The 13412-nt window shown below is 64.0% G+C and carries 6 protein-coding genes; 1 reads left to right on the plus strand and 5 read right to left on the minus strand.

Annotated elements, in window-relative coordinates; genetic code table 11:
• Genes treZ through ACPPVR_RS09625 form a run of 5 tightly spaced genes read right to left on the minus strand, consistent with a single transcriptional unit; the run spans position 1 to position 11238 of the window.
• Positions 1–1755, minus strand: a complete 1755-nt coding sequence (treZ, locus tag ACPPVR_RS09605) for a malto-oligosyltrehalose trehalohydrolase (RefSeq protein WP_426613986.1) — start codon at positions 1753–1755, stop codon at positions 1–3.
• Positions 1752–3830 (minus strand): glycogen debranching protein GlgX, encoded by a 2079-nt coding sequence (gene glgX / locus ACPPVR_RS09610; RefSeq protein ID WP_426613987.1) that lies wholly within the window; start codon positions 3828–3830, stop codon positions 1752–1754. Before glgX ends, treZ begins: the two co-directional genes overlap by 4 nt.
• Positions 3831–3833: 3 nt before the next feature.
• Positions 3834–5981, minus strand: a complete 2148-nt coding sequence (gene glgB / locus ACPPVR_RS09615; protein WP_426613988.1) for a 1,4-alpha-glucan branching protein GlgB — start codon at positions 5979–5981, stop codon at positions 3834–3836.
• Complete coding sequence (gene treS, locus ACPPVR_RS09620) at positions 5974–9267, minus strand: maltose alpha-D-glucosyltransferase (RefSeq protein WP_426613989.1); 3294 nt, start codon at positions 9265–9267, stop codon at positions 5974–5976. The genes glgB and treS overlap by 8 nt, the downstream gene beginning before the upstream one ends.
• Before the next feature lie 12 nt (positions 9268–9279).
• Positions 9280–11238, minus strand: coding sequence for a maltotransferase domain-containing protein (locus ACPPVR_RS09625; protein ID WP_426613990.1), 1959 nt, complete (start codon positions 11236–11238; stop codon positions 9280–9282).
• 205 nt (positions 11239–11443) lie between these two features.
• Here ACPPVR_RS09625 and malQ point away from each other — a divergent pair, with 205 nt between their 5' ends.
• Entirely contained in the window at positions 11444–13405 is a 1962-nt protein-coding gene (gene malQ / locus ACPPVR_RS09630; RefSeq protein ID WP_426613991.1) for a 4-alpha-glucanotransferase, read from the plus strand.
• Positions 13406–13412: the final 7 nt, after the last annotated feature.

Genomic DNA, 13412 nt, shown 5'->3' on the forward strand with positions numbered 1-13412 from the left:
CTAACCTCCGAGACGCCAGATCACCGACCAGGGCGGAAGCCGGTCGCCGGCCACGCCGCCCCAGATCGGCGTGCCTGCATTGTTGTCGGAATGCGTGATGTCCTTGTCCGACAAATTGGCGGCGAGGCGCAGCGTCGCGCCATCACCCATGCGCCAGTGAGCAGTCAGCAAGCCATTGTCGGTGGCCACGGCGTCGCCGAAGGTCGCGCCCTTCAGCCGTGGCGCGATCTCTTCGCGGCGGAGCGCGAGCAGGTCGCGCACGAAAGCAAGCCGCGTGTCCTGTTCCGGGGTGCGGCCGGTCCAGTCGAGCACGGCCGATTGCAGCGTCGCGGGATCGAGCGGGTCGGGCACCTCGTCGCCGTATTTCTCGTAGGCCCAGGCGTATTCCTGCTTGCGACCCTTGCGCACGGCGTCGGCCAGCCCGCCCTGGAAGTCGCAGAAGAACGGGAAGGGCGCCGTCGAGCCCCATTCCTCGCCCTGAAACAGCATCGGCACCATCGGCGCGAGCAATGTCACCGCAAGCGCAGCCTCGATCTGCTGAGGCGATGCCAGGCTCTCAAGCCGGTCGCCCAGTGGGCGGTTGCCGATCTGGTCGTGGTTCTGGAGAAAATTGACGAAGGTCGCCGGCGGCAGCTCGCCGCTTGCTTCGCCGCGCGGCTTCTTGCCCCAGAACTCGGAGATCTCGCCCTGATAGACAAAGCCCGACGCCAGCGCGCGCGCAAGATCCATGCGCGGGGTCTGGTAGTCGGCGTAGTAGCCGCCGAGTTCGCCGGTCAGCATCACATGCCAGGCGTGGTGATAGTCGTCGTTCCACTGCGCGCGGTATTTGCCGTTCGGCGGATCTTGCGCAGCATCGAGCAGGCTGGCGCGATTGTCGCCGTTCTCCAGCACGAGATGGATATGCCGTCCCGTGGCCTTGGCGAGTTCGCCCGCGGCGACGCTGAGGTCCTGCAGCATCGATTGCTCGCCGGGCAGCGTCATGATGTGGTTGGCAGCGTCCAGCCGCAGGCCGTCGAAGCGGTAGTCGGTGAGCCAGGACAGCGCATTCTCGACTGCAAAGGCTCGCACCTGGGGCAGGCGGTAATCGATCGCGCTGCCCCAGGGCGTGTGCGCGTCGGCGAAGAAGGTCGGCGCATAGCGGCCGATGTAATTCCCCTCGGGGCCGAAATGATTGTAGACGACGTCGAGAAACACCATCAGCCCGCGCAGATGCGCCGCGTCGATCAGGCTCTTCAGATCCTCGGGACGGCCATAGGCGCTGTCGGGCGCGTACCACAGCACGCCGTCATAGCCCCAGCCGCGACGGCCAGCGAAATCGGCAAGCGGCATCAATTCGAGTGCCGTGATGCCGGTCGCGACCAGATGATCAAGCTTGTCGATCATGGCGCGGTAGGTACCTTCCGCCGTGAAGGTGCCGACATGGGTTTCGATCAACACCGTCTCTTCCCAGGGACGGCCGCGCCAATCGCCCGCGCGCCAGGCGAAGGCGTCATGATCGATCACCTCGCTCGGGCCGAACACGTCCTCGGGCTGAAATGCAGACGCCGGATCGGGCACATCGATCTCGTCGTCGATTCTGAACTTGTAGGAACTGCCGACGGTGAGGCCGGCAATGTCGGCCACATACCAGCCATCCTGCCGGCGCTGCATCGCATGTCGTGTGTCGAGCAGCAGATCGACGCGCCGCGCGGCTGGCGCCCACAGGCGGAACGATACGCCGTCCTTCGTCGGCCTGGCGCCGAAGGATGGCCTCATAGCGCCCCCGCGAAGGCGAGCACGGAGCGCGGCGGCGCCTTGCTGTCGCTGCCGGGCAGGAAGTCGATCGTGTTCAGCTTGGCATCGGTCGTGTTCAGGATCTGCTGCCAGCTCTTGTATCCGGGCATCTTGGGCAATTTGAATGCGATCTCTTCGGGGGCGGCGTTCAGGATGATAAAGATCGCGGCGTCACCCGGTTCCATCGGCCCCATCACATAGGAGAGGAACCTACCTTCCGGGAATTTCCAGTCGTTCTCCGTCATCTCGTCACCGGCCGGCGTCAGCCACAGCACGCCATAGGAGACGCCGTCCGCGGGGCGGCCGTCGAGCCAGCGATGGCTGCGGAGCTGCGAAAAGCGGCGACGGATGTCGGCGAGCTGAGCGACGAAATCGATCATATCGTCGCCGTCCTTGCCGAGATTTTCCCAGCCAACCCAGCCGACTTCGTTGTCCTGGCAATAGGCGTTGTTGTTGCCGGACTGCGTATTGCCGACCTCGTCGCCGGCCAGAAGCAGGGGAATGCCCTGCGCCAGCATCAGGCAGGCCAGCACGTTCTTGCGAAGCTGGCGGCGCAGGCCGAGGATCCGCGGATCGTCGGTCGGGCCTTCGACGCCGCAATTGTTGCTGTGGTTGTCGCTGGAGCCGTCGCGATTGTCCTCGCCATTGGCCTCGTTGTGCTTCTCGTTGTAACTGAACAGGTCGGCCAGCGTAAAACCGTCATGCACGGTGATGTGGTTGATGCTGGCGCGCAGCCTTCGTCCGTCATGGTTGAACAGGTCGGACGACGCCGTCATGCGGCTGGAGATGTCGCCGATCAGGCTGCCTTCACCGCTCCAATAGCGGCGCATGGCGCTGCGGTAACGGTCGTTCCACTCCGACCATTGCGACGGGAATGCTCCGACCTGGTAGCCGCCGAGGCCGAGGTCCCAGGGCTCGGCGACGAGCTTGACGGTCGCAAGCACCGGGTCCTGCCGGATCGCGGTCAGGAACGAGATGCCGCGATCATAGCCGTTCGGTCCCCGCGCGAGCGTGGTGGCAAGATCGAAGCGGAAGCCGTCGACATGGCAGACCTCGACCCAGTAGCGCAAGGAGTCCATCACCATTTGCAGCACGCGCGGATGGGTTAGGTTCACCGACGAGCCGCAGCCGGTGAAGTCGTCGTAGAAGCGCGGGTTCTCGCGGTTGAGCCAGTAATAGGACGCGTTGTCGATGCCGCGGTAGCACAGCGTCGGGCCGAGGTGATTGCCCTCGGCGGTGTGATTGTAGACCACGTCGAGCATCACCTCGATGCCGGCATCGTGCAGGCGCGCGACCGTGGTGCGGAAGGAGTCGAGCGCATTGTCCTGGGCGTAGCGCTGCTCCGGCGCGAAGAAGGACAGCGTGTTGTAGCCCCAATAATTGGCGAGCTTGTTTTCCACCAGCACACGATCGTCCACGAAGGCGTGGATCGGCAGCAGCTCGACCGTGGTGACGCCGAGCTTCTTGAGGTGTTCGATCATCGCGGGCGACGACAGGCCGCCATAGGTGCCGCGCAAATTCGGTGGGACGTCGTCGCGCTTCTGCGTCAGCCCCTTGATGTGGGCCTCGTAGATGATGGTGTCTTCCCAGGGAATGTTGGGCCGGATCTCGCGGCGGCCCCAGTTGAAGGTCTCGTCCACCACGATACCCTTGGGCATGCCGCGGGCATTGTCGCGCCGGTCGAAGGACAAGTCTTCGCGCGCGCTGCCGGTGCGGTAGGCGAAATGTGCATCACTCCAGACCAGCCGCCCGGCAAGCCGTTTGGCGTAGGGGTCGAGCAGCAGCTTGTTGGCGTTGAAGCGGTGGCCGTGCTCGGGCTCGTAGGGGCCATGCACGCGATAGCCGTAGAGCTGGCCCGGCGAGACGTCGTTGAGATAGCCGTGCCAGACGTCTTCGGTGCGTTCCGGCAGCTCGATGCGTTCGAGTTCGCGACGGCCCTGGCTGTCGAACAGGCACAGCTCGACCTTTTCGGCGTTGGCGGAGAACAGCCCAAAATTGGTGCCGCGTCCGTCCCAGCTTGCACCGAGGCGTGCGGGCGATCCAGCAGTCAGGCGCATGTGTCAGCTTTCCGGAACGAGGAAGATCGCGGCGAGCGGTGGAATGGTGAGGCGGAGCTCGGGCGTCTTGCCGTCAACCGCCTGAACCTCGCCGATGTTCCCGACATTGGTGCCGCCATAATGGGCGGAGTCCGAATTGAACACCTCTTTCCACTTGCCGGCAAAGGGTACGCGAACGCGATAGTTGCGGTAGACGTTGGGTGAGAAGTTGACGATCACCAGACAGCGCGCGTGTTCGTCAATGCCCTTGCGCATCCACGCGAACACGTTGCGGTTGGCATCGTCCGTGATCAGCCATTCGAAGCCGGCCTGGTCGCAATCCATCTGATGCAGCGCCGGCACCGCGCGATAGACGCGGTTGAGATCCCGGATCAGTGACTGAATGCCGGAGTGGTTCTTGTGTTCGAGCAGGTGCCAGTCGAGCGACTGGTCGTGATTCCACTCGCGGCTTTGCGCGATCTCCGCACCCATGAACAACAGCTTCTTGCCGGGATGAGCGAACATGAAGCTGTAATAGGCGCGCAAATTCGCAAAACGCTGCCACTCGTCGCCGGGCATCCGGCCGAGGATCGAACGTTTGCCATGCACGACCTCGTCATGCGACAGCGGCAGGATGAAGTTCTCCGAGAAGGCGTAGTGCAGGCCGAACAGGATATCGCCGTGATGATGCTTGCGGTGGATCGGATCCTTGCTGATGTAGTTCAGCGTGTCGTGCATCCAGCCCATGTTCCACTTGTAGCCGAAGCCGAGCCCGCCAAATTCGACCGGGCGCGAGACCTGCGGCCATGCGGTGGATTCCTCGGCGGCGGTCGTCGCCTGCGGGAAGCGTGCGAACAGCTCGGTGTTGAAGCGGCGCAGGAACGCGATCGCCTCGATGTTTTCCCGCCCGCCATACTGGTTCGGAATCCAGGCGCCCGGCGGGCGGCTGTAGTCCAGATACAGCATGGATGCGACCGCATCGACGCGCAGGCCGTCGATGGCGTAGCGCTCCAGCCAGAACAGCGCGTTCGACACCAGAAAGTTCGTCACTTCGGTGCGGCCGTAATTGTAGATCAGCGTGCCCCAGTCGAGGTGGCGACCCTGCAGCGGATTGGCGTGCTCATAGACCGAGGTGCCGTCGAACTGGCCGAGCCCGTGCGGATCGTCGGGGAAGTGACCGGGCACCCAGTCGAGCAGTACACCGACGCCTTCGCGATGGCAGGCATCGACCAGCGCGGCAAAATCCTCCGGCGTGCCGAAGCGGCTGGTCGGCGCATAGAGGCCGGTCGGCTGATAGCCCCAGGAGCCGTCGAACGGATGCTCGCTCACGGGGAGGAATTCGAGATGAGTGAAGCCCATGTCGCGGGCATAGGCCGGCAATGTCTCGGCCAACTCGCGATAGGTCAGCCATTCATTGTCGCTCTTGCGCCGCCACGAGCCGAGATGAACCTCATAAATCGACATCGGCGCCGACAATGCGTTGATGCCGTCGAGCGCCGGTCGCGGACGTGGCAGATGTGCCTCGTCGAAGACGATGGAGGCTGTCTTCGGTCTCACCTCGCTCGCGAATGCCATCGGGTCGGATTTCAACGGCAGCTGATGGCCGTGCGGCCCGATGATGTCGAATTTGTAGTGGTCGCCGGCCTTGGCGTGCGGAATGAACAACTCCCAATAACCGGCACCGCGCACCCGCATGGCATGCCGCCGCGCGTTCCAGAAATTGAAATCGCCAACGACGGCGACGCGCCTCGCATTCGGCGCCAGCACCACGAAGCCGATGCCGTCGACGCCCTCGAGCGTCATCGGATGCGCGCCGAGCTTGTCATAGAGGCGCTGATGGGTGCCTTCGCCGAGCAGATAGAGGTCGAAGTCGGTCAGGATCGGCGGAAAGCGGTAGGCGTCCTCGAACTCGACGACGTCGTTGCCGAACTTCGCGCGCAATTGGTAGCGCTTGGAGCCATTGGGCAGGGCGCCGATGAACAGGCCGGCATCGTGGACACGATCCAGCCTTGCCACCTCGCCATGCTCGCCGACCGCCTCGACATCGGCGGCTTCGGGCAGGAAGGCGCGTACCACGCTCTTGCCGCCCTCGGGATGCAGCCCGAGATAGTGGAAGGGGTCGGAGTGGCGGCCCTCGATGATCGCGTAGGCCTCAGCAGGCAGTTTAGGCATGTGCTTCGCTCTCGGCATTGGACAGAATGCGAAGCAGCCGGGTCAGCGGTGCATTGAGCCCCTCCGGCCGGTGGGACAGCTCGTACTCTACTTCGTCGAACGCTTGATCAAGCAGGAAAAACCTTAACAGGCTTTCTGCGGAATGGGGATCATGGGGCCACAGCCGCCGGTCGGTCATGGTCTCGCGATAGGCGGTCAGGAAAGTGGCGGTGGCGCGCTCGCGCCATTCGCCGAGCGCGGCCGCGAGCCGGCCCTGCTCGTCGGAGGTGCCGTTGAGCGCACGATTGAGCGCCGCGGCTGCCGCGAGCTCGATCGAGCGGACAAGGCCGGCAACGTCGCGCGCGGCAGGTAGCTTGCGCCGCTTCTCCGCCAGCGGCAGGCGCGGGTCGCCGTCGAAGTCGATGATGAAGATGTCGTCCTTCACGATCAGAGTTTGCCCGAGGCGGAAGTCGCCATGATGACGGATGTTCAACCCGCCGATGTCGGATGGCAATAGTCCAGTCAGCCGCGCGGCCAGGGTCTCGCGGACTGCGGCGATCTGGTCGACCAGTGGCCGGTCGGCCTCCCGCAGGCTGTTGCGGCCGGCTGCCAGTCGTTCGAAAACCCGCTCAGTGCGTGTCTTGAGGTCCGAGGCCCAGCGCTTGACGTGGGCCGGGCTGATCGGCTCGGGGGCGAGATCGGCGGGCTTTGCGGCCGCCAGAGCCATGTGCAGCTCGGCGAGCCGCCGGCCAGTCTGCGCCAGATGATGCAGGTAGGGCGCCTGGTCCTGGTTATCGCGGGGTGTGTCGCTCGTGGCCAGCAGCCGCTGTTCGTCGATATGACGATCGAGATAGCTCGCGGTCACGGCCCAGCCGTCGCCCTGGTTCTCGACATAGGCATGCAGGACGCCGAGCGCGCTACGGCAGTCCCCTTCCACCAGCTCGATGCTGCCGAGCAGCGCCGGCGCATGAGCAAAGCGCGCGACCTCGGTGAGATAATGGCCGAGCTCGATCTCGGGATTGATGCCGCTCTCGAGCTGACGATGGATCTTGGCGACGTATTGATTGTCGACCAGCGCGGTGCTGTTCGACTGCTCGATCGCGCGGATGCGCTCGGGCTCCTTGATGGTGTATTCGGAGAACAGGCTGGTCGGCTTGAACTCCAGCCGCAGATTGTTCTCCTCCACCACCAGGTGCTGCGACAAATTGCGCAGGAACAGGCCGATGAAGATCTGGTCAGTCGCGACATCGAGCAGCGTGCCTTCGCGCGCGCCCTGTCGCACGGCGGCGAGCGCCTTGGGGTTGAAGCGCTCCCGGTCGAAGCGCACCCATTCGATCTGCATCGGCACCACGTAGCGCGTAATGACATCGTGCTGCGTCGCCTCGAAGAAAGCGATCCACGGCCGGTTGTCGCCGATGTCGCAGAACGGCACCGCCGAGGTCAGCGTGGGCTGGATGTGCTTGGGATTGTGCTCGGGATACCACCGCGTGCGCGACAAAAATCCCGGGAGCACGTCGCGCTCGAACATGCCGCGCTCGCGGGCAAGCGAGACCCAGGTCGAATTGACGGGCACTACCAGGGTCTCGAATTCCGGCACCGCGGTTGGCGTCACCGGCTCGGACTTGTCGCGCTCCAGCAGGTGGAACCAGTAGAATCCGTAGGGCCCGAGCGTGATCATGTAGGGCACCTCGCCGATCGCCGGAAAGCGCGTGCGGCCGAGCATCTCCTGCGGGATGCGATCTTTCCACGGCGACAGGTCGAGCTCGGTCGCCTGCGCTGCGCGCGAGAGGTTGGCGACGCAGAGGATCACCTCGTCCTGGTACTGTCGGACATAGGCGAGCACCGCGCGGTTGGTCGGGCGGATGAAGGTCATGGTGCCGCGGCCGAAGGCGAGCGTCGACTTGCGCACCGAGATCAGCCGCTTGGTGGCGCTGAGCTGTGACGACAGGCTGCGCGACTGCGCCTCGACGTTGACCGATTCATAGCCGTAGACGGGATCCATGATTGGCGGGGCGTAGAGGCGGGCCGGATCGGCGCGGGAGAAGCCGCCATTGCGGTCCGGACTCCATTGCATCGGCGTGCGCACGCCGTTGCGGTCGCCGAGATAGATGTTGTCGCCCATTCCGATCTCGTCGCCATAATAGATGATCGGCGTGCCGGGGAACGACAGCAGCAGCGAGTTCATCAGCTCGATCTTGCGCCGGTCATTGTCCATCAGCGGCGCGAGCCGCCGGCGGATGCCGACATTGATGCGGGCGCGGGGATCGTTGGCGTAGGTGGTCCAGAGATAATCGCGCTCGACGTCGGTGACCATTTCCAGGGTCAGCTCATCATGGTTGCGCAGGAACAGCGCCCATTGGCAGCTCGCCGGAATGTCCGGCGTCTGGCGCAAAATATCGGTGATCGGAAAACGGTCCTCTTGCGCGATCGCCATGTAGATCCGCGGCATCAGCGGGAAGTGATAGGCCATGTGGCACTCGTCGCCGCGGCCGAAATATTCCTGCACGTCTTCCGGCCATTGATTGGCTTCGGCCAGCAGCAGCTTGCCCTTGGAGTAGGCATCTAACTCCCGGCGCAGGCGCTTGATGATCGTATGCGTCTCGGGCAGGTTCTCGTTCGAGGTGCCTTCGCGCTCGCAGAGATAGGGAATGGCGTCAAGCCGGAAGCCGTCGACGCCGGCGTCGAGCCAGCGTTTCATCACCTGGATGAGGGCGCTGACGACGCGCGGATTGTCGAAATTGAGGTCCGGCTGGTGCGAGAAGAAGCGGTGCCAGTAGAACGCGCCGGCCTCCGGATCCCAGGTCCAGTTGGATTTCTCGGTGTCGGTGAAGATGATCCGGGTGCCCTGGTACTTCTGGTCGGTGTCGCTCCAGACATACCAGTTGCGGGCGCTCGAGCCGGCAGGGCTGCGGCGCGCGCGCTTGAACCAATTGTGCTGGTCCGAGGTGTGATTGACGACGAGTTCGGTGATGACGCGCAAGCCGCGCTTCTGCGCTTCCTGGATGAAGCGCTTGAAATCCTTCATCGTCCCGAAATCAGGATTGATCGAACCGTAGTCGCCGATGTCGTAGCCGTCGTCGCGGCCGGGCGAGGGGTAGAACGGCAGCAGCCACAGCGCGGTGACGCCGAGATCCTGGAGATAGGGCAGCTTCTCGGTCAGACCGGCGAAATCGCCGATACCGTCATTGTTGCTGTCGGCAAACGCCTTGACGTGGAGCTGGTAGATGATGGCGTCCTTGTACCAGAGCTCATCCACGGTCTCGGCAGCCTCAGCTTTCTTGGTGTCGACGGAAGACAATACATTCATGGCGTTGAGCCTTTACGCCAGGCAGCGGAACAGCAGCGCCGGATCGCGGTCGGGATCGATACGCAATGTGACCCCGCCCCATTCGATGCGGGACTGTTCGCCGGTGAGGAGATTTTCGAGTGCGGTGACGTTGCGGCGCTCGCCGCCGACGTCGATGGTGAGGTCGCCAAGCGGCAACCAGAACTCGCGCACATGGCGCGAGAGTGCGATTGTCGCGACGACGGTGTTGGCCGGGTCGGCCGCCTCTTTCACGAAGGCGATGGTCTCGCTGTCCTCGATGCCGAGGAAGCGCAGGTTCGCCGTCTGCTGAAGCGCGGCGTTCTCGTTGCGGATGCGGTTCAGCTCGGTAATGTACGGCTTGATATTGCCCGGCTTGTCCCAGTCGCGCTGCCTGATTTGGTATTTCTCGGACTCGAGATATTCCTCGCGGCCGGGGATCGCATCGTGCTCGAGCAGCTCGAACCCGCTATAGACGCCGTAATTGCCCGACAGCGTCGCAGCCAGCGCGACGCGCGACTTGAACGCCCAGGCTGCACCGCTCTGGAGGTGATAGGGCAGCAGGTCGGGCGTGTTGACGAACAGGTTCGGCCGATAGAAGTCACGCTCGGGATAATGCGTCAGCTCGCCGAGATATTGCTCCAGCTCCCACCTCGAAGTGCGCCAGGGGAAATAGCTGAAGGATTGCGCGAAGCCGAGCTTGGCAAGGCCCTTCATCAGCTTTGGCCGCGCAAAGGTCTTGGAAAACAGGATTACCTCGGGATGCCGGCGGCGGATGTCCAGGATCAGCCATTCCCAGAACGGCAACGGCGCGGTGTCGTCGTTGTCGATGGCGAAGATAGTCACGCCATGGTCGATCCAGAACAACATCGCGTCGCGGAAGGCGTTCCACAGTCCGATCCTGTCGACCGAAGCGAAGTCGGGGATGACGATGTCCGAATAGGGCCCATCCGCGGTTCGCACCGAACGGTCCGGCCGCCATTTGAACCATTCCGGATGCTGCGCCAGCCAGGGATGGTCCGGCGAGCACTGCACGGCGAAATCGAGCGCGAGCTCGACGCCGTATTCCAGGCAGGTTGCAACCAGCGCGCGGAAATCTTCGATCGTGCCGAGCTCGGGATGCAGCGCATCGTGCCCGCCCTCGGCCGTGCCAATCGCATAAGGCGAGCCAGGATCACCCTCAGTCGCCACGGCAGTATTGTTGCGGCCCTTGCGGCGGGTGCGGCCGATCGGATGGATCGGCGTGAAATAGAGCACGTCAAAGCCCATTGCAGCGATGTCGGGGACGCGCGCGATGCAGTCGCGGAGCGTGCCGTGCTGGCCGGGTACTTGACTCAGGTTTTGGCTCTGGCTGCGCGGCATCATCTGATACCAGGCGCCAACGCGCGCTCTGTCGCGGTCGACGATCAGCGGGAAGAGCGGCGAGCGGGTCAGGTCGGGGCGCGACTGGCTCTCGGACATCGCATCGTTCAGCTCGGTGGCCAGCAGCGGGGTAACGTCGCCAGTCTGAAGATAGTCCTCGCATTGCCTGACGATGACATCCGCGGCGTCTTGCCGCGCGCCATGCGCCTTGGTCAGCAGGCCGGCCCCCTCGATCGCATCGAGGCTGACATCGGCGCCGGAGAGCTGCTTGCGCTCCATCCCATGACGCCATGTCGCGAACTCGTCGGTCCAGGCTTCGATGGCATAGACATACTGGCCGGGCTCGGCCGGCACGAACGCGCCGGACCAGCGATCATTGCCGTGATGGATCATCGGCTCGCTCCGCCATTCCCGGTCCTGCTCACCGCGCCAGATCAGCGCGGCGCTGATCACGGCGCCGCCGTCGCGATAGATGTCGGCCCAGACCTCGACCCGTTCGCCCGCGATCCGCTTCACGGGGAAGCGGCCGCTCTCGACCAGCGGATAGATATCTTCGATGAGGAAAGCGCTGCCCGAAGCGGCACTCTCGACAGTTTGAATTGTCTTGTTCACGGTGATGCCATTGACAAGAAAGCAGGAGCCCGTTTCCCTTGCCGGGAACCTACGCTTGATACCTATATAGAATGCCGCTTGTGTGTCATTAGTTCCCCTTGGGAACGGCAGGCGCGGTTTGCGAGTTAACCCTGACTAACGTCTTCCGCGACCTCGTTAAAATCGATGCCCCCGGCCAAACAATGGCCTGCAAACCGCGTGCCGAATGGATCTTTTAGCTCAAGCCCAGATCAAGGGCGTTCAGTCCGAATTCGTCGATGCCCTCGGAAAGCTGCGGATCACCGATCCCGTGGCCCTCAAATCCATCCTCGACTCCCTGCCGGAGAAGCGGGTCTACCGCTTCGTCAGCGGACCCGTCGTGGTGCGCGCTTTGGGCAATCCGCGCACCGAATTGGCGGCGATCGGTGCTGTGCCGCTTAAATGGAAAGTCACCGGCAGCGGCAACGTGATCGCGCAGGGTGAGACGCGCGAACCTGTGATCGCCTGGCCGGCCGGACTTCCGCTCGGTTATCACCGGTTGACACTGACCGACGCCGCCGGCGCGACGGAAGAGGTGCCGATGATTGTGGCACCCGAGCGTGCCTTTGGCGGCGATTTCGACCGCGGCTGGCTGCTCGCCGTGCAGCTTTACAGTGTCCGCTCTGACCGCAATTGGGGCATCGGCGATTTCACCGACCTTGCCGGTCTCGTTCGGCTGGCAAAACAGCTCGGCGCCGACGGCGTCGGGCTCAATCCGTTGCACGTCCTGTTCGACAACCACCCGGGCGATTGCAGCCCCTATTCGCCGAACAGCCGGCTGTTTCTCAATCCGCTCTATATCGACGTCGAGGCGATCCCGGAATTTTCGGCCGACCTCGTCCCTGCCGCCGCTGTCACGGCCGCGCGGCTGCGTGCGGGCGATCGAGTGCCCTACGTGGAGATGGCGGCGCTGAAATGGCTTGGCCTGCGCGCTGCCTTTGACGGCTTCGTGAAAAGCGCGAGCGCTGTCCGCCGCAACCAGTTTGACGCCTTCCGCGCCGACCGCGCGCCGCTGTTGTCCCGCTTTGCCTGCTTCGAGGTGCTGCGGCATCGTTTCACCGGACCGTGGTGGGAATGGCCGCCGGAATGGCAGCAGCCGGAGGCGGCAAAGTGCGCGGGCTTGCGCAATGGCCGCGACAAGCACGACGTCGAGTTCGTCGAATTCGTGCAATGGACGGCAGATTCGCAACTGTCTGCGGCCAAGGAGCTCGCGAGCCAACTCGGCATGCGGGTCGGGCTTTACCTCGACGTCGCCGTCGGCGTGCAGTCCAACGGCTTCGACGCCTGGAACGAGCAGACGGCGATCTCCCGCCATCTTGCCGTCGGCGCGCCGCCCGACGTGCTCAACACGGTCGGCCAGGACTGGGGCCTCGCCGGCTTCAATGCCGGCGGCCTCGAAGCGCAGTCCTTCGTGCCGTTTGCCGACATGCTGGCGGCTTCGATGCGCCATGCCGGCGCGATCCGGATCGATCATGTGCTAGGGCTGAAACGGCTTTATCTGGTGCCGCGCGGCTTCAAGCCCGACAACGGCGCCTATGTGCAGATGCCGTTCGAGGCGCTGCTGGGCGCAATCGCGCGCGAGAGCGCGGCCCACAAATGTATCGTGATCGGCGAGGATCTCGGCACCGTGCCGGAAGGTTTTCGCGAGATCATGCAGGATTTCGGCATCTGGTCCTATCTCGTCATGATGTTCGAGCGTGATGATGCTGGCCATTTCCGCGATATCGACCATTACCGGCCGAACGCGCTGGTGACGCTGAACACGCATGATTTGTGCACCTATGCGGGATGGCGCTCGTTCGGCGACCTCAAGATGAAGCGCTCGCTCGGGCTCGATCCCGGCGAGAACGACCAGGCGCGCTGGGATGCGCTCGGCCTGCTCGACGAGATTTTGCGGCAGAACGGCATTGGCGCCAACGACCTCTATTCGGTGCTCGCCTTCCTGTCGCGCACGCCGTCACGGCTGCTGGCGGTGTCGCTGGAAGATCTGCTCGGTGTGATCGACCAGCCCAACATTCCCGGTACGATCGACGAGCATCCGAACTGGCGCCAGCGCTTGCCCGTCGCGCTCGACAAGATCGCCGCCAAGGTCGATCTCAAGGCTTTGAAGGCCGCGACACGGGAACGTTCCCTGACCCGCGGGAGTTGAAGCGCCG

Source organism: Bradyrhizobium sp. McL0616, from assembly GCF_049993385.1.
Lineage (GTDB): Bacteria > Pseudomonadota > Alphaproteobacteria > Rhizobiales > Xanthobacteraceae > Bradyrhizobium.

Bases quoted from the DNA above. Each gene is read 5' to 3' on its own strand.
- treZ (WP_426613986.1), bottom strand. From the start codon at position 1,755: ATGAGGCCATCCTTCGGCGCCAGGCCGACGAAGGACGGCGTATCGTTC.
- glgX (WP_426613987.1), bottom strand. From the start codon at position 3,830: ATGCGCCTGACTGCTGGATCGCCCGCACGCCTCGGTGCAAGCTGGGAC.
- glgB (WP_426613988.1), bottom strand. From the start codon at position 5,981: ATGCCTAAACTGCCTGCTGAGGCCTACGCGATCATCGAGGGCCGCCAC.
- treS (WP_426613989.1), bottom strand. From the start codon at position 9,267: ATGAATGTATTGTCTTCCGTCGACACCAAGAAAGCTGAGGCTGCCGAG.
- malQ (WP_426613991.1), top strand. From the start codon at position 11,444: ATGGATCTTTTAGCTCAAGCCCAGATCAAGGGCGTTCAGTCCGAATTC.